This window comes from Variovorax sp. CF079, from assembly GCF_900101545.1.
Lineage (GTDB): Bacteria > Pseudomonadota > Gammaproteobacteria > Burkholderiales > Burkholderiaceae_C > Variovorax.
The window spans coordinates 39,557-58,829 of record NZ_FMZU01000016.1 but is presented as its reverse complement, the minus strand read 5'-3'; the positions used below and the strand labels follow the sequence as shown (position 1 = coordinate 58,829).

General features: G+C 67.7%; 16 protein-coding genes and 1 tRNA gene. 6 read left to right on the top strand and 11 right to left on the bottom strand.

The features are described from left to right. Window position 1 precedes the first annotated feature (1 nt). The 3 genes from fetB to BLS74_RS21300 all read right to left on the bottom strand — a co-directional run bounded on the left by fetB (window position 2) and on the right by BLS74_RS21300 (window position 2,159). Window positions 2–811, bottom strand: coding sequence for an ABC transporter permease (gene fetB / locus BLS74_RS21310; protein WP_093109144.1), 810 nt, complete (start codon window positions 809–811; stop codon window positions 2–4). 55 nt (window positions 812–866) lie between these two features. Continuing rightward, on the bottom strand, window positions 867–1,475 hold the full coding sequence (locus tag BLS74_RS21305; RefSeq protein WP_093109143.1) for an ABC transporter ATP-binding protein: 609 nt from the start codon (window positions 1,473–1,475) through the stop codon (window positions 867–869). Window positions 1,476–1,562: 87 nt separating this feature from the next. Continuing rightward, window positions 1,563–2,159 carry a phosphatase PAP2 family protein gene (locus BLS74_RS21300; RefSeq protein WP_093109142.1) on the bottom strand — a complete coding sequence of 199 codons (597 nt, stop codon included), beginning with the start codon at window positions 2,157–2,159 and terminating at the stop codon, window positions 1,563–1,565. Between the two features lie 267 nt (window positions 2,160–2,426). On the opposite strand from BLS74_RS21300, the gene BLS74_RS21295 reads away from it, so the two are divergent. Continuing rightward, on the top strand, window positions 2,427–2,630 hold the full coding sequence (locus BLS74_RS21295; RefSeq protein ID WP_139191723.1) for a hypothetical protein: 204 nt from the start codon (window positions 2,427–2,429) through the stop codon (window positions 2,628–2,630). A gap of 749 nt (window positions 2,631–3,379) precedes the next feature. Here BLS74_RS21295 and BLS74_RS21290 read toward each other — a convergent pair. The 6 genes from BLS74_RS21290 to cysS all read right to left on the bottom strand — a co-directional run bounded on the left by BLS74_RS21290 (window position 3,380) and on the right by cysS (window position 8,875). Next, window positions 3,380–3,472, bottom strand: a tRNA-Ser gene (locus BLS74_RS21290). A gap of 22 nt (window positions 3,473–3,494) precedes the next feature. After that, complete coding sequence (locus tag BLS74_RS21285) at window positions 3,495–4,763, bottom strand: aspartate kinase (protein ID WP_093109140.1); 1,269 nt, start codon at window positions 4,761–4,763, stop codon at window positions 3,495–3,497. 85 nt (window positions 4,764–4,848) lie between these two features. Next, the gene (gene tilS, locus BLS74_RS21280) at window positions 4,849–5,799 is read right to left on the bottom strand and encodes a tRNA lysidine(34) synthetase TilS (RefSeq protein ID WP_093109139.1); all 951 of its coding nucleotides are present in this window, start codon (window positions 5,797–5,799) and stop codon (window positions 4,849–4,851) included. 35 nt (window positions 5,800–5,834) lie between these two features. After that, window positions 5,835–6,815 carry an acetyl-CoA carboxylase carboxyltransferase subunit alpha gene (locus BLS74_RS21275; protein WP_093109138.1) on the bottom strand — a complete coding sequence of 327 codons (981 nt, stop codon included), beginning with the start codon at window positions 6,813–6,815 and terminating at the stop codon, window positions 5,835–5,837. Window positions 6,816–6,830: 15 nt separating this feature from the next. After that, the gene (locus tag BLS74_RS21270) at window positions 6,831–7,481 is read right to left on the bottom strand and encodes a DNA-3-methyladenine glycosylase family protein (protein WP_093109137.1); all 651 of its coding nucleotides are present in this window, start codon (window positions 7,479–7,481) and stop codon (window positions 6,831–6,833) included. Between the two features lie 17 nt (window positions 7,482–7,498). Beyond that, window positions 7,499–8,875 (bottom strand): cysteine--tRNA ligase, encoded by a 1,377-nt coding sequence (cysS, locus tag BLS74_RS21265; protein ID WP_093109259.1) that lies wholly within the window; start codon window positions 8,873–8,875, stop codon window positions 7,499–7,501. Window positions 8,876–9,065: 190 nt separating this feature from the next. On the opposite strand from cysS, the gene BLS74_RS21260 reads away from it, so the two are divergent. The 5 genes from BLS74_RS21260 (at window position 9,066) to BLS74_RS21240 (ending at window position 12,372) form a co-directional block, all read left to right on the top strand. Beyond that, entirely contained in the window at window positions 9,066–9,647 is a 582-nt protein-coding gene (locus tag BLS74_RS21260; protein ID WP_093109136.1) for a tetratricopeptide repeat protein, read from the top strand. A 72-nt stretch (window positions 9,648–9,719) separates the two neighbouring features. Further along, window positions 9,720–10,292: a peptidylprolyl isomerase gene (locus BLS74_RS21255; protein WP_093109135.1), complete on the top strand. Its 573-nt coding sequence runs from the start codon at window positions 9,720–9,722 to the stop codon at window positions 10,290–10,292. Between the two features lie 16 nt (window positions 10,293–10,308). Then, a complete protein-coding gene (locus tag BLS74_RS21250; protein ID WP_093109134.1) occupies window positions 10,309–10,818 on the top strand; it encodes a peptidylprolyl isomerase in 510 nt (169 codons plus the stop codon). A 7-nt stretch (window positions 10,819–10,825) separates the two neighbouring features. Then, window positions 10,826–11,587 carry a UDP-2,3-diacylglucosamine diphosphatase gene (locus BLS74_RS21245; protein ID WP_093109133.1) on the top strand — a complete coding sequence of 254 codons (762 nt, stop codon included), beginning with the start codon at window positions 10,826–10,828 and terminating at the stop codon, window positions 11,585–11,587. Then, entirely contained in the window at window positions 11,587–12,372 is a 786-nt protein-coding gene (locus BLS74_RS21240) for a M90 family metallopeptidase (protein WP_093109132.1), read from the top strand. Before BLS74_RS21245 ends, BLS74_RS21240 begins: the two co-directional genes overlap by 1 nt. A gap of 12 nt (window positions 12,373–12,384) precedes the next feature. Here BLS74_RS21240 and BLS74_RS21235 read toward each other — a convergent pair whose 3' ends face one another. After that, a complete protein-coding gene (locus BLS74_RS21235; protein ID WP_244503948.1) occupies window positions 12,385–15,192 on the bottom strand; it encodes a DUF349 domain-containing protein in 2,808 nt (935 codons plus the stop codon). A gap of 89 nt (window positions 15,193–15,281) precedes the next feature. Next, window positions 15,282–19,088 carry a DUF748 domain-containing protein gene (locus tag BLS74_RS21230; protein WP_093109258.1) on the bottom strand — a complete coding sequence of 1,269 codons (3,807 nt, stop codon included), beginning with the start codon at window positions 19,086–19,088 and terminating at the stop codon, window positions 15,282–15,284. Window positions 19,089–19,273 lie beyond the last annotated feature (185 nt).

Here is a 19,273-nt window from a genome sequence, read left to right as displayed (position 1 = left end):
CTCAGGCGCTTTCGGAGGAATGCGCGAGGCGATCGATCCTCAGGCGATGCCTTTCGTCGGTGATGGAGCGCGCAGCGAGGTAGACCGCACCGGCCGCTGCCAGCCCGCCGGCGCCGGTCAGCAGAAAGAGCAGCAGGATCTGGTACTTGGCCGATTCGACGGGGTCCATGCCGGCCAGCAACTGCCCCGTCATGATGCCCGGCAGCGTGATGATGCCCGCGGCAGACATCTGGTTGACGATCGGGATCATGCCGCGGCGTATCGCCGAGCGGATGGGTTCGGCCAGCGCCTCGCGGCTTGTGGCGCCCAGCGCCAGCTGGGCCTCGATCGCCGCGCGGCGCGCCGCCACCTCGCCGAAGAAGCTGTCCAGCCCGAGGCTGGCCGAGTTCAGCACGCTGCCCAGCACGATGCCCATCAGGGGAATGGCGTAGCGCGGGTCGTACCACGGCTCGGGCCTGATCGCGGTCGCCAGCGCCAGCACCACGGTCGCCACGCTCGACAGCGTCACCACCATCGCGCCGATGCGGTAGTTGCCGCCGCCCTGGAGCCTTTGCCTCGGCCGGACGGCCACCTCGCGCGCCGCGGCCAGGATCATCAGCACGACGATCGCCAGCGTGGCGGCGGCCGATGCCGCGCCGAACACGAGCCGCAGCACCAGGCCCACGAGCAGCAGCTGAACCATCATCCGCAGCGCCGCCCACAGCATGGGCCAGTGCAGCCGCAAGCGCAGCACGAGCGATGCGCCTGCATTGACGAGCACGAGCAGCGCGGCCAGCGCGACGTCCACGATATCGAGGTGGACGACACTCATTGGATAACCTGCGCGCTACGTGCTACGGTATTCGCCTTGGGAACGGCCCGGCGGCTCATAGCGGATGCAGCTTCCCTTCGATCATCTCGAAGGCACGCCGGCTCATTCGCCCGGCCTGCTCGCGCGAATGCGTGACCAGGAGAATGGCCAGGCCGGCATCGAGGCGGTTGCGAAGCAGGGCCTCCATGGCCGAGGCCGAGGCGGGATCGAGCGAGGCGGTGGGCTCGTCGAGCAGCAGCACCCGGGGCGCGCGGGCCAGCGAACGCACGAGCGCCAGCCGCTGGCGCTCGCCGGTCGACAGCCTTGCAATGTCGACGCGAAGCACGTCGAGCGCGAGATCCAGCGTTGGCAGCAGCGCATGGATCAGCGCCGCATCGCCCGGACGGAAATGCGCCGCGGCGTCCGGCGCCCACCAGGCCGGCTCGGCCGCCTGGTAGACCACGCGCCGCCGCCATTCGGGCGCGGGCCAGCTGTCGCGGCTGCGCCCTTCGAGCTCGACCTCGCCGGTGCCCGGGTCCATGTCGGCAATCAGGCGCAGCAGCACGCTCTTGCCGGAGCCCGACTTGCCGAGGACGGCCACGCATTCGCCATGGCCGATCTCCATGTCGAAGGGGCCGCCGAAGGCGGAGTGCAGCCCGCGGATGGAGAGCAAGGGGGAACTCATGTCTCCTCGATCATCCATCCACAGACGTCGTTGCGCAGCATGTGGGTCCCTCCGCCGATACCCAGCCAGTCCATGGCTGGTCAAGCATCATGCGCGTCGTTGAGGGTCGGCGTCGAAGACTGGCGCTCGCACGCGCAGGTCGCCGCGCGCGATCCTCGGCGCGACATGGCGCCGCCAGAGCCGCGGGACCCCGACGAAGACGCCCGCCATCACGACGGCCAGCAAGAGCCCGGCCACGATGTCGACCGGGAAATGAACCCCGACGTAGACACGCGCCCAGCCGGTGATCGCGGCCAGGGCCGCCACGCCGATGCCCAAGTCACGAAGCCGGGGACGCAGCAGAAACACCAGCGCAACCGTGAACATCACCGCAGCGTGCGCACTCGGCAGCGATCCGCGCGCGCCATGGGCAATGTAGGCCGGACTCAAACCCAGCATGAAGGGGCGCGGCAGATTCAGCGCCGTGGCGATGGCATGCGCGATCACCGCGGTGGCCACCGCAAAGGCCAGCGTCGCCATCACGTAGCCGCGTTCCGACGGCCGCCGCCAGGCGGCCCATCCCATGAGGGCCATGCCGGCCCAGGCCGCGCCGAGCGCGATGGCCGACGCCACGGGCAGAAGCCACGGGCTGGGCTCGTAGCCCGCCGCAATCCATTGAAGCAGGGCAAGATTCAGCGCCTTCATACGAGCATGAAGCCGCGAAGGCGCGTGGTCGGCATGGCGCCACTCTAGGTGGCGCTTGTGAAGGCAAGCTGAATACCGGATTCAGCTTTGGCATGTCTGCTAGTGCCAATGGAGCGGACCGCCCAAGTCCTCGCGGGAGGACCGCCTGCAATCCACCAGTGGCGTGCACCCCTGCATCGTCGCGGGATGCGGTAGCGGAGCACCCGGGAAGGCCACCTGTACGAAGCATGCACGGGCGTGCGACAGTTGACCAAAAGCGAGGCTCCGATGAAAGAGATCCGACTACGCTGGTCCGATGGGATCGCTAAAGACGATGAGCAGCTCACCGTTGAAGGCGTGCCGGTTCACCCGGGCGGAGGGCTGTGGCACCCCGATACGCCCGGCAACCGATGGACCCTTGAACAGGTCATGGCGGCCGGCAACGAGACCTACGGCGCCGGCACTCACTGGATCGAGGAACGCGAGGCCTGACGCCCTCTTACCCTCTTATGATCTCGCCCGTTCTCTTTCCCTCGCCCTGACATGGGCCGCTTTTCCCAGTGCTCCGCGCTCTCCTCTGTCTGCTTCTTGCCCTTCCCTTTGCCGGTCCAGCCCAGCCCCGAACCTGCCCAGTCGTCGGCACAAGTGACGGCGACACCGAACTCGCGTCTCGGCAGAACGTCGCCGCTGCCCAATGCGTCCACTGACCCGATGGCCATCTCCCGAGAGTCAGGTCCGATATCGCCGAACCATCAGCCGCCTCCTCAACTGGATGGAGAAACGAGGCGCAACCAAAAACAGCAAAGCCCGCAGTCAGCGGGCTTTGAAGACACCTTCCCCATCGCGGTCGGCTCGTCAGGCTTTCACCTGGCCGGTGCCGATTTACTCGTATATGCGGTGACTGCATGCTCGGCACTCAACGCTATCGAGGCTAGAGACGGGCGCCGTCCCATGTCTTCACCATCCATGGATCGTGTGCATGGTCAAGTACATGGGATCGCAACAGACGCCGGCCGTTCTTCGGTGGCTTGAGGGTTCGGGGGTGAGGAACGAGGCGGCGTCGGATAACACTGCCCGAACTGGAACGATGCGCGCGCCCGAGCGGCTTCCGCCCCAGCTTCCAAAGATGTCGCCGAGAAGTAGTGCCCTATTTTTCGGGGGATCCCCCGCCAGCGGAGAGGCGGGTATGAAGGGCGTACAAAAGCAAAACGGCCCGCGAAGGGCCGTCTTTACTAGCTATCTGGCGGAACCGGAGGGATTCGAACCCTCGATGAGGCTCTACACCCCATACTCCCTTAGCAGGGGAGCACCTTCGGCCACTCGGTCACAGTTCCTGGAAGCCGCAATTATGCCAGCTTAGGCGGCCGGTTGATCGAGATCGAAGGCCTTGTGGAGCGCGCGCACTGCGAGCTCCATGTACTTTTCGTCGATCACCACCGAGGTCTTGATCTCGCTGGTCGAGATCATCTGGATGTTGATGCCCTCCTCGCTCAGCACGCGGAACATCTTGCTCGCCACGCCGACGTGGCTGCGCATGCCGATGCCGACGATGCTGACCTTGCAGATCTTGGTGTCGCCGACGATGTCGGCGGCGCCCAGGGTCGGCAGCACCTTGGCCCTGAGCAGATCGACCGCCTTCGCATAGTCGTTGCGGTGCACGGTGAAGCTGAAGTCGGTGCGTCCGTCCTTGCTCAGGTTCTGGATGATGACGTCGACCTCGATGTTCGCATCGGCGATGGCGCCGAGGATGTGGTACGCGATGCCCGGCTTGTCGGGCACGCCGAGCACGGAGATCTTGGCTTCGTCGCGGTTGAAAGCGATGCCGGATACGACGGCTTGTTCCATGTTTTCGTCTTCCTCGAATGTGATCAGGGTGCCGGAGCGAGCTTCTTCCTTGATGTCGATGTCCCACGGCGTGAAGCTCGACAGCACGCGCAGCGGCACCTGGTACTTGCCGGCAAATTCGACCGAGCGGATCTGCAGCACCTTGGAGCCCAAGCTCGCCATCTCGAGCATTTCTTCGAAGCTCACGGTGGTCAGCCGGCGCGCGTCGGGTTCGACGCGCGGGTCGGTGGTGTAGACGCCGTCGACATCGGTGTAGATCAGGCACTCGTGCGCCTTCATCGCCGCCGCGATCGCGACCGCCGAGGTGTCGCTGCCGCCGCGCCCCAGCGTGGTGATGTTGCCCGCCTCGTCGACGCCCTGGAAGCCGGTGACGACAACCACCTTGCCGGCGTCGAGGTCGGCGCGCACGCGCTCGTCGTCGATGCTTTCGATGCGGGCCTTGGTGAAGGCGCTGTCGGTCTTGACCTGAACCTGCCAGCCGGCGTAGCTGACCGCCTGCATGCCCTCGGCCTGCAGCGCGATCGCCAGCAGCGCCGACGAAGCCTGCTCGCCGGTGGAAGCCAGCATGTCGAGCTCGCGGTTGTGGTCGTCGCCGGGTTTGGGCGGGGCCAGCTCTTTGGCGAGGCCGAGCAGGCGGTTGGTTTCGCCGCTCATCGCGCTCGGCACCACCACCATCTGGTGGCCGGCGCGTGCCCACTTAGCGACGCGCTTGGCGACATTCCGGATGCGCTCGGTCGAGCCCATCGACGTGCCGCCGTATTTGTGAACGATCAATGCCATGGGTGAAGTCAGGACAGAAGGATTCGGATACCGCGATGACGGCATCCGTGTCCCGCCGCGGGCCATTCAGCGCGAGGGCTGCGGGCTACGGCAGGGGACGGGCATTGTACCAACGCAGAGACTCGCCTTCGCGCAGGACGTAACCGTCGGCAACCTTGAGGCGGATGCGGTGGCCGCGCGTGCTGCAGGCCTCGATCTGGTCGAGCAGCTGCTCGAGCTGGGCCTCGCTGGGCACCGCGCCGTGATCGCGCTTGAGCCAGTGGCGCAGGGCGTTGGCGAGACGTTCGCGCGGCAGCGCACGCAAGGCGGCCAGCGCAGGCGGCGAGCCCGCGACCGCGATGTCCCCGGCGGCGACCTCGGTCAGCAGGCCCGACGCCTTGGCCGCGTTGCGTGCCGAGCGCGCGAATGTTTCGTGAAATTGCGGCAGCGCCGCGGCAAGCGCCGGCAGCACCTGCAGCCGGATGCGGTTGCGCGTGTAGCGCAGGTCGGCGTTGCTCGGGTCGTCGATGTGCGCGACGCCGCTGGCGGCGATCCACTCGCGCAGCGCGCTCGCATGCACATCGAGCAGCGGACGGTGGAAGTCGACGCCATGCCGCTCGATCTGCCGCGGCATGCCGGCCAACCCGTCGAGGCCGGCACCTCGGCTGAGCGCGATGAGCATCGTCTCGACCTGGTCGTCGGCATGCTGGGCCAGCGCGACATGCCGCAGGCCATGGGCCTGGGCCAGCGCCGCCAGCGTCGCGTAGCGCGCCCGGCGCGCCGCGTCTTCAGGGCTCTCGCCGGGCGCATGCCGGGCATCGACACGGCCCACGTGCAGCGGCACGCCCAGCGCGCTGCACGTGGCGGCGCAATGGTCCTCGAAGTCGTCGGCCGCCTGCTGCAGGCCGTGATGCACGTGCAGCGCCTGGATCTGTCCGGGCCAGCGCTGCGCCGCGGCATGCAGCAGCGCCGTGGAATCGGCGCCGCCGCTGTAAGCGATGCCCAGCGGCAAGGGCGCCACCCAGGACGCGAGCGCTGGGGCGGCAGGATTCTCCATGGGGTGCGGCAGGCGGGCAATTGCCCGCGCGATGCCTACTTGGCGCTTTCGGCCTTGGTGTCGGCGAAGCGGCCGTAGCTCTGCAAGCGCTCGTAGCGGCGGTCGAGCAGTTCCTTCGGCTTCAGGTCGCTGACCTGGCGGAAGGCGTCGTTGAGGGCACGCTTGAGGAAGGCCGCCATCTGCCGATGGTCGCGGTGCGCGCCGCCGACCGGCTCGTTGACGATCTTGTCGACCAGGCCCAGGGCCTTGAGCCGGTGCGCGGTGATGCCGAGCGCATCGGCCGCTTCCTGTGCCTTGTCGCTGGTCTTCCAGAGGATCGAGGCGCAGCCTTCGGGGCTGATCACCGAGTAGATGGAGTACTGCAGCATCAGGAGCTGATCGCCGACCGAGATGGCGAGCGCACCGCCGGAACCGCCTTCGCCGATGATGGTCACGATGACCGGCACCTCGAGCTGCGCCATCTCGAAGATGTTGCGGCCGATGGCTTCGGACTGGCCGCGCTCCTCGGCATCGATGCCCGGGTAAGCGCCCGGCGTGTCGACGAAGGTGAACACCGGCAGCTTGAATTTTTCGGCGGTCTTCATGAGCCTGAGCGCCTTGCGGTAGCCCTCGGGCTTGCTCATGCCGAAGTTGCGCGCGGTCCGCTCCTTGGTGTCGCGGCCCTTCTGGTGGCCCAACACCATGCAGGGCGTGCCGTTGAAGCGCGCCAGGCCGCCGACGATCGAAAGATCGTCCGCAAAGTGGCGGTCGCCGTGCAGTTCGACGAAGTCGGTGAAGATCTCGCCCACGTAGTCGAGCGTGTAGGGCCGTTCCGGATGCCGCGCGATCTTGGTGATCTGCCAGGGCGTCAGGTCGCTGTAGATTTCCTTGGTGAGCTGCAGGCTCTTCTTGCCGAGCTGATCGATCTCTTCCGAAATGTCGACCGCCGATTCGGTCTGTACATAGCGCAGTTCTTCGATCTTGGATTCGAGCTCCGCAACGGGTTGCTCGAAGTCGAGGAAGGTTCGTTTCGCCAACGTCTTCTCCTGTTGTCAGTATGCGACCGGTAGCGGGTCGAGCGATCGCCAAATATACCAAGTCGCGACGCTGCAATACGGTGCCCAGGCCACGGCGACCTCGCGGGCATCGCTGCGGCTCACCGGGTCGCCCGAGAAATAGCTCTGGCTGATGCCGTTGATCAGCCCGATGTCGTCCAGCGGCAGCACGTTGGGCCGCATCAGGTGGAAGATGAGGAACATCTCGGCGGTCCAGCGTCCGATGCCGCGGATCGCGACCAGCTCGGCGACGATCATCTCGTCGGACATGTCTTCCCAGGCGTCGACGTGCACCACGCCCGCATCGAAGTGCAAGGCCAGGTCGACCAGGTACTCGATCTTGCGCGCCGACAAGCCGGCGGCACGCATGTCGTCGACCTTGAGTTTCAGCACGTTGGCCGGCGTCATCCTGCGCGGCAGCTCGGCGAAGCGGTCCCAGACGGACTGCGCCGCCTTCACCGAGATCTGCTGGCCGACGATGCTGCGCGCCAGCGTGGTGAAGGCGTCGCCGCGCGACTCCAGGCAGGCGTCGCCGAACTGCGGGATCAGCCGCTTCATGACGCGGTCTTTCTTGGCCAGGTGCTTGCAGGCTTCTTCCCAGTAGTCGGGGGTGAAGACCTCGATGGTCGGTTTCTTGGCGGCAGGCATTTTTTCTTCTCGACCCCTTACTTGGACACGGTCCACGTCGTACCGGTCGGCGAGTCCTTCAGCACGATGCCCTGGGCGAGCAGATCGTTGCGGATGCGGTCGGCCTGCGCGAAGTTCTTTGCCGCCTTGGCTTCGGCGCGCTGTGCGATCAGGACCTGGATCGAGGCATCGTCGAGCGTGCTGCCGGCCTGCAGGAATTGCTGCGGATCGGCCTGCAGCAGGCCGATGCAGCCGCCCAGCGCCTTCAGCAGCCCGGCAGCCTCGGCCGAGCGCGTGCGGTTCACCTCGCCGGCCAGGTCGAAAAGAACGGCCACCGCTTCGGGCGTGCCGAAGTCCTCGTCCATCGCTGCCTTGAAGCGCGCGGCGTAGGACTCGCGCCAGTCGATCGCGACCGCGGCCGGCGCCACCAGGTGCAGCGCCGTGTAGAGCCGCTTGAGCGAGGCGCGCGCATCGTCGAGGTGCACGTCGCTGTAGTTGAGCGGGCTGCGGTAGTGCGCGCGCACGACGAAGAAGCGCACGGTCTCGGCGTCGTACTGCTTGAGCACGTCGCGGATCAGGAAGAAGTTGCCCAGGCTCTTGGACATCTTCTCGTCGTCGATGTTGATGAAGCCGTTGTGCATCCAGACGCGGGCCAATGGCTTGCCGCTTGCGCCCTCGCTCTGCGCGATTTCATTTTCGTGATGGGGGAACTGCAGGTCCATGCCGCCGCCGTGGATGTCGACCGTCTCGCCGAGCAATTGGCAGGCCATGGCCGAGCACTCGATGTGCCAGCCGGGACGGCCCGCGCCGTAGTCGCTGGACCACTTGACCTCGTCGGGCTCGGTGGGCTTGGCGCTCTTCCACAGGACGGGGTCGAGCGGGTCTTCCTTGCCGTCCAGCACGGCCACGCGCTCGCCGGCATGGAGCTCGTCCAGCGTCTTCCCGCTCAGCTTGCCGTAGCCGGGGAACTTGCGCACCGCATAGTTGACGTCGCCGTTGGTCGAGCGATAGGCCAGGCCATTCTTCTCGAGCGTGGCGATCATCGACAGCATCTGCGGAATGAATTCCGTGGCGCGCGGTTCGTGCGTGGGCCGCTCGATGCCCAGGGCGTCGGCATCCTCGTGCAGCGCATCGATCATGCGGTCAGTGAGCGCCCGGATGCTCTCGCCGTTCTCCACCGCGCGACGAATGATCTTGTCGTCGATGTCGGTGATGTTGCGCACGTAGTCGACCTCGAACCCCGACTGCTTCAGCCAGCGCTGCACCACGTCGAAGGCGATCATCGAGCGTGCATGGCCCAGGTGGCAGTAGTCGTAGACCGTCATTCCGCACACGTACATGCGCACCCGGCCGGGTTGCAACGGAGAAAATTCCTCCAGCTCACGCGAGAGCGTGTTGTAGATGCGAAGACTCATGAGGCTCGGAACGCGTCGCTTCGCACCCATGCGATACAGGCGGGCGACAGGGGTTTTTCAGGGGTGTGGATGCTGTGGCAACGAGGGGTTGAACGCGGCCCCTCGGCTACAATCCACCCCAGTATAAACGGCCGCCGCCGGATATTTTCCGGATGTTTTCGAGGCCCGCGTCCCCATCTCTCGAGGCTTCATGAAGCACGCCGCTCTCCCCTTCCCCATGGTTCTACGCATTCTTTCGGCCCTCCTGTTCGTGCTCGCCGCCGGTGCGGCGCAAGCCGACGACTATGCCGACGTCAACGCATTGCTGCGTCAGGGCAAGTCCCAAGAAGCGCTGGCAAAAGCCGATGCCTACATCGCAGGCAAGCCGCGCGATCCGCAAATGCGCTTCCTGCGCGGCGTGATCCTGACCGAGCAGGGCAAGCAGGCCGACGCGGCCGCGGTCTTCACCCAGCTCACGCAGGATTTCCCCGAGCTGCCCGAGCCCTACAACAACCTCGCGGCCCTGTACGCAGCCCAGAGCCAGTTCGACAAGGCCCGTGCCGCGCTCGAAATGGCGATCAAGCTCAACCCGAGCTATGCCACCGCGCACGAAAACCTGGGCGACGTCTACGCCCGCCTCGCCGGCCAGTCCTATGGCCGCGCGCAACAGCTCGAAGCCGGCAACACCACCGTGGCGCCGAAGCTCGCGCTGATCCGCCAGCTCTTCACGACGCCGACCTCCGGCGCGCTGCCGCCCGCGACCAGCGTCATCCGCAAGCCCGTTCGTCAATAAATAGGCCCCTCGCTGCCTCCCGTGCAGCGGCACGGCGCAGCGCTCTTCATTCGAAAGCGAGTCCTCTTGAACATGCACGTCCTTTCACGCCGCACGGCACTCGTCCTGGCCGCGAGCCTGGCCATCGCGAGCCCCAGCTGGGCGCAGAGCGCGCCGCGCGTCAAGCTCAGCACCTCGGCCGGCGACATCGTGGTCGAACTCGCGGCGGACAAAGCGCCGAAGACGGTCGAGAACTTTCTGCAGTACGTCAAGGACAAGCACTACGACGGCACGGTGTTCCATCGCGTGATCGACGGCTTCATGATCCAGGGCGGCGGCTTCACGGCCGACCTGCAGCAGAAAGCCACGCGCGCGCCGATCCCGCTCGAGGCCGGCAACGGCCTCAAGAACGACAAGTACACGATCGCGATGGCGCGCACCGGCAACCCCAACTCCGCCACCTCGCAGTTCTTCATCAACGTGAAGGACAACGCGATGCTCAACGCACCCAACCCCGACGGCTACGGCTACACCGTGTTCGGCAAGGTGGTGGCGGGCACCGAGGTGGTCGACAAAATCCGCGCCGCGCGCACGGGCAACAAGAACGGCATGCAGGACGTGCCGGTCGAAACCATCACCATCCAGTCCGCCACCGTGGCGAAGTAACCCAAGGAGCAACCCCATGAGCAATCCCCAAGTCGAACTGCACATCAAGGACCAGGGCGTGATCACGCTCGAACTCGACCAGGACAAGGCGCCGAAGACGGTCGAGAACTTCCTCGCCTACGTGACCAAGGGCCACTACGACAACACCGTGTTCCACCGCGTCATCCCCGGCTTCATGGTGCAGGGTGGCGGCTTCGAGCCGGGCATGACGCAGAAGCCGACCGGCGCCGAGATCCAGAACGAGGCCAACAACGGCCTCAAGAACGACAACTACACCGTCGCCATGGCCCGCACCAGTGCACCGCATTCGGCGACCGCCCAGTTCTTCATCAACGTGGCCGACAACGGCTTCCTGAACCACACGGCGCCGTCGGCGCAGGGCTGGGGCTACGCGGTGTTCGGCAAGGTCGTGGGCGGCAAGGAAGTGGTCGACAAGATCAAGGCCGTGAAGACCGGCCGCAAGGGCTTCCACGACGATGTGCCGCTCGAAGACGTGGTGATCGAGAAGGCCGTCGTCAAAGACTGATCCATCGATGACGGCTTTCGCCGAGCTCGTGGCCCCTGCGGCGTGGCACACGGTCGACCTCCTCTCCGACCTCCACCTGCAGGCCTCGGACGCGGCCACTTTCGACGCCTGGCGCGGCTATCTGCAAACCACGCCGGCCGATGCGATCTTCATCCTCGGCGACCTGTTCGAGGTCTGGGTCGGCGACGATGCGGCGGCCGAACCCGGCTTCGAAGCGCAATGCGCCGAATTGCTGCGCACAGTGGCCGAACGGCGGCCCGTTTTCTTCATGCACGGCAACCGCGACTTCCTGGTCGGCGCCGCATTCGCGGCGCAGTGCAAGCTGACGCTGCTCGACGATCCGACCGTGCTGGTCCTGCATGAGCGGCGCTGGCTGCTGAGCCACGGCGACCTCCTCTGCCTGGAAGACACCGAGTACTTGCAATTCCGCGCCCAGGTGCGAACGCCCGCCTGGCAGAGCGCCTTTCTGGCACGGCCGCTGGCCGAGCGTCGCGCATTGGCCCGCTCGATGCGCACGCAGAGCGAAGACCGCAAGCGCAGTCCCGGCATGGTCTGGGCCGATGTCGATGCGGATGCCGCGCGCGCATGGCTCGCGCAGGCCGGCGCGGCGACGCTGGTCCACGGCCACACGCACCGGCCCGCGACACATGCACTCGGCGATGGGCTCGAGCGCATCGTACTGAGCGACTGGGACCTGACAGCCCACCCGGCGCGCGCCCAATTGCTCTGTCTTTCGAGCGCCGGCGCGCAACGCGTCGATCTGCGCTGATGTTCGGCTGGCTGCGCAACCTGCGCGCCCCGCCCCCGATTCCCGAGCCTGCCTGGCAGGCCACGCTGGCACGCTACCCTTTCCTCGCCGAGCGGCCGGCGGCCGACCTGGAGCGCCTGCGCCGCCTCGCGGCGGAATTCCTGCGCGACAAGGAATTCCACGGCGCGCACGGCTTCGTCATCACCGACGAAGTCGCGCTCGCGGTGGCGGCGCAGGCGGTGCTGCCGGTGCTGCACCTGAGAGGCGGCCTCACCTGGTACGACGATTTCGTCGGCATCGTGGTGCATCCCTCCGAAGCCGTGGCGCGCCGCAAGACGACCGACGAGACCGGCGTGGTGCATGAATACGAAGAGGTGCTGGCCGGCGAGGCCATGGACCGCGGCCCGGTGATGCTGAGCTGGCAGGACGTGCTCGCGAGCAGCGTCACGCGCGACGCGGGCTACAACGTCGTGATCCACGAGTTCGCCCACAAGATCGACATGCGCGGCGGCGCCGCCGATGGCTGCCCGCCGCTGCCGGCCGGCTTCGCAGGCACTTCGTCGGCGCGCGATGCACGCGCCGCCTGGTTCGCTGTGCTGCAACCGGCCTACGACGCCTTCCGCGAGAAAACCATCGTGGCCGAGCGCTTCGGCGGCGAGCCGCCGTGGCTCGATGCCTACGCCGCCGAATCGCCCGGCGAGTTCTTTGCCGTGGCCTGCGAGGCCTACTTCGTGAACCGCACGCAGCTGGCCGCGGAGTTCGCCGAACTGGTGGCCCTGTTCGACGAATTCTTCATCAAGCGCTAGGCGCCCTGCCCCCTATTTGCGCAGCAAGGCCTTGAGCGCGTTCTGCAGCCGGCGCGCAGATGCTGCGTCGTGCGCAGCGGCCAGCACCTTGCCGGCATCCTGCCCCCAGGTCTGGACCGGCGCCGGATCGCCGCGCTTGGTCAGCAGCTTCAGCTGCAGCGCACGGCGTGCATCGAGCTGCTCGGCCGGCGTCGGCACTTCGGCCGCCATCTCGAGGCGCAGCAAGGCCTCGGCCGCATCGTCGGCCGCGGCCGTCGGGCCTGCGGCCAGGGCCTGCGACCACTGGCCGCGCACCGCCGGCGTGACGGCGCGGCCCAGTTCCTGAGCGCTGGGCAGCTTCGACGCGTCGCGCTGCTCCCAGGCGCCGAGCACCTGCGTGAGCGCCTCGCCGTGCGCCTGAGCCGCGAGCTTGCGCAGTGCCAACTCGGCGCGTTCGAGCGCCTCGCGCTGCGCGCGGAAGGCGGCGTCGCCGAGGCGCGGACCGCGGTCCTCGAAGCGCGGCGGGCGGTCGCCGAAGCGGCCTCCGCCGGCGGGCGCACCGCGATCGTTGGCGCGGGGCGCCCGGTCGTTGGGACGGCCGCCCGGCGCGCCGCGGCTGTCGCGGCGATCGCCGAACTTGCCGCCCCGTTGAGCCGGCACGGCCTCGGCCTTCTTGTTGCCGGGACGGTCGTCACCGCGCACGGCGATCACCGGCTTCGGCGCGGGCTTGGGCGGCGCAGCGGGTGCCGGGCTGGCTTCGGCCTCCGCGGCATCGGTGCGCGCGGAGGGGTCGGCACCGTCGGCCGGCGCCACCAGATCGGGCGCCGATGCAGCGGATTCGGCGGGCGCCACGGGCGACGCCTCGGCGTCGCTGGGCGCGGGGGCCTGTTCGGCGCTCTCGCCGAACTCGGCCGCGGCCTGGCCCGGTGCCACCACTTCGGTGGCACCCACCGCGGGACCGTTGGACGTTGCCGTGGACGCAGGCGCAGGCGCTTCGCCGCGCAGCGCGGCTTCGAGCTGCGCGACGGCGGCCCGGATCTTCTGCGCATCGCCGGTGCTGTTGGCGGCATCCAGCGCCTTCGAGGCATTGAGCACGTTGCGGTCGTGCTCGCTCACGGCGGCAGCCGCCTTTTCGCGCTCGGCGCTCTTGCGATTGAAGGCCTCGTCGATCGGCGCGCGGAAGGCGTCCCACAGTTTCTGTTCCTGGCGGCGATCCAGCGGCACGCTCTGGGCCTCGGCCTGCCAGCGCTGCTGCAGCGCCTTGACCGCATCGATGCGCAGCATCGGCGCGGCGCCGAGTTCGGCGGCCTCGGCAATCATCGCCTGGCGCCGTTCGATGCTGGCCTTCTGCTGCGCTTCGAAGGGCGCGCGTGCAGCGCCAAAGGCCTCGTTCCATTGCGGCTGGAGTTCGGCGAACACCTTCTCGCCCACATGGCCGGCATCGCGCCAGCGATCGGCGAACTGGTGCAGCGCGCGGTTGTGCGCCTTGAGGTCGGACGCATCCGCGTGCTCCGCGGCCCAGGCCTTCACTTCCTCGATCAGCGCCAGGCGCTGGGCGCGATGCTCGGCCGCGTCGGCGCGCACCTTCTCGAGCCAGGCCTCGACCACCTTGTGGGCTTCGTTGCAGGCTTCGTCGAAGCGCTTCCAGAGCGCGTGATTCGGCACGCCGCCCTGGTCGGCCTGCTTCCATTGCTCGCGCAGGGTGCGCAAGGTTTCCTGCATCTTGCGACCGCCCAGGGCCTGGCCTTCGGGACGCTTGAGCAGGGCTTCGGCCTTGGCCACCAGTTCTTCGCGCACCTTGTCGGCGCTCCAGCGCTGCCAGCCTTCGAGTTCGCCGGCGGCGACCAGGGCCGCATGCACGCGGGCTTCGAGCGGCGGCTCGACCAGCTTGCCGTGCTCCTTGAGCACGGCGCGCAGTGCGGCGGCTGCACCGGCACTGGCCTTGCCATGGCCTTCGGCGGTTTCCTTTTCGAGCTTGGCGAGCGCGGCCTCCACGGCAGCCTGCGCGGCGGCCCGCTTCTCGGGATCGACCTTCGGCACGGGAGGCTTCTGCGCCGCGGGCGCAGCCGCCTCGGCCACGCCGCCACGCGCAACGCGCAGCTCGTCGGCCCAGACCGGCACGGGCGGCAGCGGCGCAGCCGCATCCTCGGCCGCCGCGACGGTCTGCGCCAGCGCCTGGTGGAAAGCATCGGACACCACCAGCAACTGCGCCTTGGAGGACTCCAGCTGCGGCGCGAACTTGGCGTCGAGGCTGTTCCAGTTGCCGTCGGCCGTGATCTCCGCGGCCTGCTGCTGCCAGTGCGCGACGTCGGCGCGCAAGGCTTCTTCGGCGGCTTGCGCATCGCGCCAGCTCTTGGTCGACAGCACTTCGAAGCGCTGCGCCAGCAGCACGGCGGCCTCGCGATGGACCTGCGCGCGATGCTGCAGGTCCTCGATGCCCTTCACGCGTTCGGCCAACCGGGCCTTGAAGCCGGCCAGCGGCTCGCGCGACAGGGGCGCACCCGCCTTGGCCGCGTCGCGCTGCCAGGCCAGCGCGTCGGCGATATTGAGCTTGGGCTGGGCCAGCAGCGCCTCGGCCTTGTGCGCCCATTCGGCGGCAATGGCTTCCTGGCCCTTGGCGCGCTTGAGCTCGTCGAGCTTCTCGCGCAGCAGGCGCGCGGCGCCCTTGTCGCGGCCGCTCAATTCCTTGAATACCTCCTGCATCTGCTCGGGCGCCGGATTGCCCGCGAGCCAATCGCGGATGCGCTGGGCACGCTCACCCGAGGTCGGTGCAGTGAAGGCGCCGCCGGTCATCGTGTCGAGGGACTGGAGGTCGTTGGGCTTGGTGGAAGTTGAAGTCACTGCGCGAATGTCGTTATCTGAAGAAGAAAAGCGAAGGCGCCGGCATTTGCCGGCGCACTCCGCCATTTTCACCGACTTGTGCCCTGCTTTCAGCGGGTCGCCAGATTCAGTTCGGCACCTGGTTTCCAATCGTTGCCGGCAGCCTTCGTACGCACGGCACCGAGGAACAGCCGCTCGCTGGGAAGCTTCTGGGCCAGCAGGTAGTCGCGCACCACGGCGCCGCGCACCACGGCGAGTTGCCGCATCGATTCCTCGTCGACCGGGATGCTGGCCATGAGCAGGTCTTCCATCTCCTTGGTCGGAAGATCCTTCGCCAGCCCGATCATGTTGCGCGGCTTGGTGATCTCGGAGCGCTTGTACACCGCGGCCAGCAACTCCGGGTATTCGGCATCGGTGAGGGGCGTGACTTCGGCTGCATTCTGGCTGCCGCTGCGCGCCGCGGCGCGGCGTTTCTCGGTCTGGGCGAGTGCGCGCAGGCGCTGGCGCTGGTAGGCCTCGCGCTCCTGCTCGAGGCTGGCGGTGCCGACCACGGTCATCTGCAGCCCGGGTCGGTCCGTGAGCGCCTTCACCACCTTGTCGAGGCTTTCCTTGGCGGCCGGCGAAAGATCCGAACTGCCGGGCGCGAAAGTGATCGCGCTCGACTCGCCGCTGCCGCCGCCCAGTCCGCCCGTGAGCAGGCTGAACGGCGAGGTGGCGGCCTTGACGATCAGGTTCACGATCGCCTTGAAGATCAGCGGGCCGAGGCTGAACTGCGGATCGTTGAGTGAGCCGCTGACGGGAAAGTCGATGTCGATCACGCCATTGCGGTCGGCCAGCAGGGCGACGGCCAGGCGCACCGGCAGGCTGTTCGGCGCGCCCTGCACTTCGTCGCCGAACTGCAGCTGGTTGAGCACCAGCTTGTTGGTGGCGGTGAGCTGGCCATCGGGCGTGATCTTGTAGGTGACGTTCATGCTGAGCTTGCCGCGCTCGATGCCGTGCCCGGCGTAGCGCACCGAGTACGGCGACAGCGGCGGCAGATCGAGCTCGCGCATCTTGGCCGTGATGTCGAGTTCGAGCGGCTTGGCCAGCGGATTGAGCTTGCCGGTGATCTCGAGCTGGGCGGTTTGCTGCGCCTTGCCGCGCAATTCGAGATCGGCCAGCGCTGGCTTGTCGCCTTGCGGCTTCGACGAGAAGGCGCTGAGCTTGCCGGTCAGCTCGCTGAGGTCGGCGGAATAATTGGGCTTGACGAACAGATCGGTGAAATCGATGCGTCCGTTGACCATGCTCATCGGACCGAAATTGATGACCGGCGCCGGGCCGCCGCTGTCGGGCGCAGGCGCTTTGGCCACAGCCGCCGGGGCCGGTGCGGCGGTCTCGGTTGCGCCGCCGACCATGGCTTCCGCCGAGACGGGGGCGCCGCCCGAGCGTGCGGCGGGCTTGGCGGTGGTCGTGGTGGTCGTGCCGCCGAGGCTGCGGCGCGTGGTGGGTTCGCCTGCCGGCGCTACGGCGGCGGTCGTCTGGCCGGGCTTCTTGGTGAGGTCCTGCAGGTTGAGGCGACCGGTCGGATCGACGATCACGCGGGCGAAGAAGTCAGTCAAGGTGGTTTCGCGCACGTCCACGGCCAGCGGCACGCTGGGCGCCATGTTGACTTGCAGGCCACGCAGGCTCAGCGTCTTCCAGCTCAGGATCTGGTTGCTGCGGGTCGCCAAGCCCGGCGACTGGGTCAGCGCTGCGCTGTTGGCGCGGAAGTCGTCCAGCGCCGTATCGCCGGCCAGCTTGAGACTCATGCCCGCGGGTGCCGTCGCGAACTTGACCGTGCCGCGGTAGTTGGCGAACGCGCGCCGGATGTCGATGTTCAGTGTATCGGCGTAGTAGGCCTTGAAGGCATGGGCCGGAATGGCGGCCACCTCCAGCCGACCCTCGGCCGCCACCGGCTTGAGCACGACCGAACCCTTGTAATCGAAGCGCCCGGCTTCCGCGCGGCCGGCACCGATGCGCCCCGAAAGCTGCAAGGGCGAAGCGGTGGCGCTGTTGGGAGCGATCTTCTGCGCGTTGAGTTTCAGCGCGCTGATCTCGAAGGCCACCGGTGTGGCGCCGGCCTTGTCCGAATAAGAGAGCGCGCCATTGTCGACCGCCACCGTGCCGATGGAAAGCTCCCACGGCTTGGTGTTGGCGCCCGGCGCAGCGGCCGCCCCGGCGGGCTTGGGCGCCGCGACCTTGGCAGCCGCGCCGTTGCTCTGGCTGCCGCCCGCCGGGGTTTTCAGCCAGCGTTCGAACATCCAGCGCTTTTCGTTGTCGCGCTCGACGACGACCTTGGGACTGGTGGCCGTGAACGAAGCGATCGCGAGCGTGTGCTTCGTCATGTCGACTTCGGCATCCACGAGCTCGAAGCGCCCGACGCTCGCCAGCGCGATCTTGGCCTGCGTCAGCGCGAGCCCGTCGGCCGCGACGCGGCGCGCCTTGAGCTTCAGATCGGGCTGGGCCCAGGCCACGTCGATCTGGCCGCTGAGCTTGCCGTCGAGCGTGGGCTCCAGGCTCTGCGCGAGGTACGGGGCCGCCAGCGACAACGGCAAGCCCTCAACCTCGGTCTGGACCTTGGCCACCTTGTCGGTCGCCTCGCCGCTGAACTTGAGGGGGGCCCCGCCGACCGAGGTGGAACCGCTGAAAGGCGACGGCTTGTCCATCGGCCAGGTCAGGGCGCTGGCTTCGATGTTGAGCTGCTTCACGTCGATGGCCGCGGCCGGCTGGGTGGTCTGGTCGCGCCAGCCGATCTCGCCGCCGGAAAGCGCCAGCTTGTCGACCCGAACCCGCCAGGCCGGCTGCTCGGCCGGCTTCGGTACAGGTTCGCCGTTCGTGTTGGGTGCCGCGGCGGGTGTCACTTTTTCGGTTGCGCCGGTGGCCCGGTCGGTGGCCAGCAGGTTGAGCTGCCCGGCTGCATCGCGCGCCACGACCAGCTGCGGCGCGGCCAGCGCCACCTCGCCCAGATGCACCACGCCCTCCAGCGGCCGGACGTCGGCCAGCGCGACCTTGAGCGAATCGAAGCCGAGCAGATCGCGCCCCTTCGAATCCGCCAGCTTGATGCTGTGCGCCGCGACCGTGCCGGAGAGCTTGAGGCCCGCGGTGGCGGTGCGTTCGAAGTCGATCTTGAGGTCCGCGTCGAGCTTGCCGGCGCGCAGGGCGACCGGCAGGCCGCCGGGGATGTAGCCCAGGTAAGGCACCAGGTCCAGATCCTTGAAGTGCACCTGCGCGTCGGTCTTGCGGCTTTCCGCGAAGGGCGTGGCGAAAGCGGCCGAATCGAATCCGCTGCCGTTCAGGACGAAGGCCAGCTTGGGCTCGGTCTTGATTTCGCGCTGCGAAGGCAGATTGCTGAGAAAGGGTACCTTGAGCACGAGGTCGCGCAGCTCGTGCCTGCGCTTGACGGTCTGGTCGTCGAAATCGACCGCGCCGCCGGTGATGGCGATGTTGTAGATCGCGAAGCGCGGCGGCTCGCTCTTGGGCGCGTCGGGCGCACTGGCGAGCTTGGCCAGGATGTCGTCGATGTCGTATTTGCCGTCCGCCAGGTGCGTCAGCAGGATGGCCGGCGCGTCGATGGCAATGGCATCGATCACCGGCGCCAGACGCAGGATCGATTGCAGCTCCGCATCGGCATAGATGCGCGCCACCGCCACCTGGGGCTGGCTGCCGTCGGCCGTGGCGATGCGCAGGTCCTTCAGCGTCAGCTCGAGCGTCCAGGGCTTGAAGTCGATCTTGCCGACCGTGACCTGGCGACCCAGCTTTTCGCTCGCGATCTTCTGGATCTGGCTCTTGGCGATCGGCGGCACCGCCAACCAGGCAAGCAGCCAGAGACCGAGCAGCACCAGCAACGCCAGCACTCCCCGTCGCACCCATTTGTTCTGTTTCAGCGAAGCAGCATTCATCATCGGGGGCGAGTGTGCCGCAAAAGTGCGAGCACCTTCCCAGAAACAAGAAAGCCCGGTGGCTCGACGCGAAGTCTGGCCTCCGGGCTCGATGGCGGGCGCAACGCCCATGCCATCTTTTCGCTCGACCGGAAGTGAATTTGTTCCGACCGTGCTGGCAGCAAGAGATTGCCACCGTTGGGCCT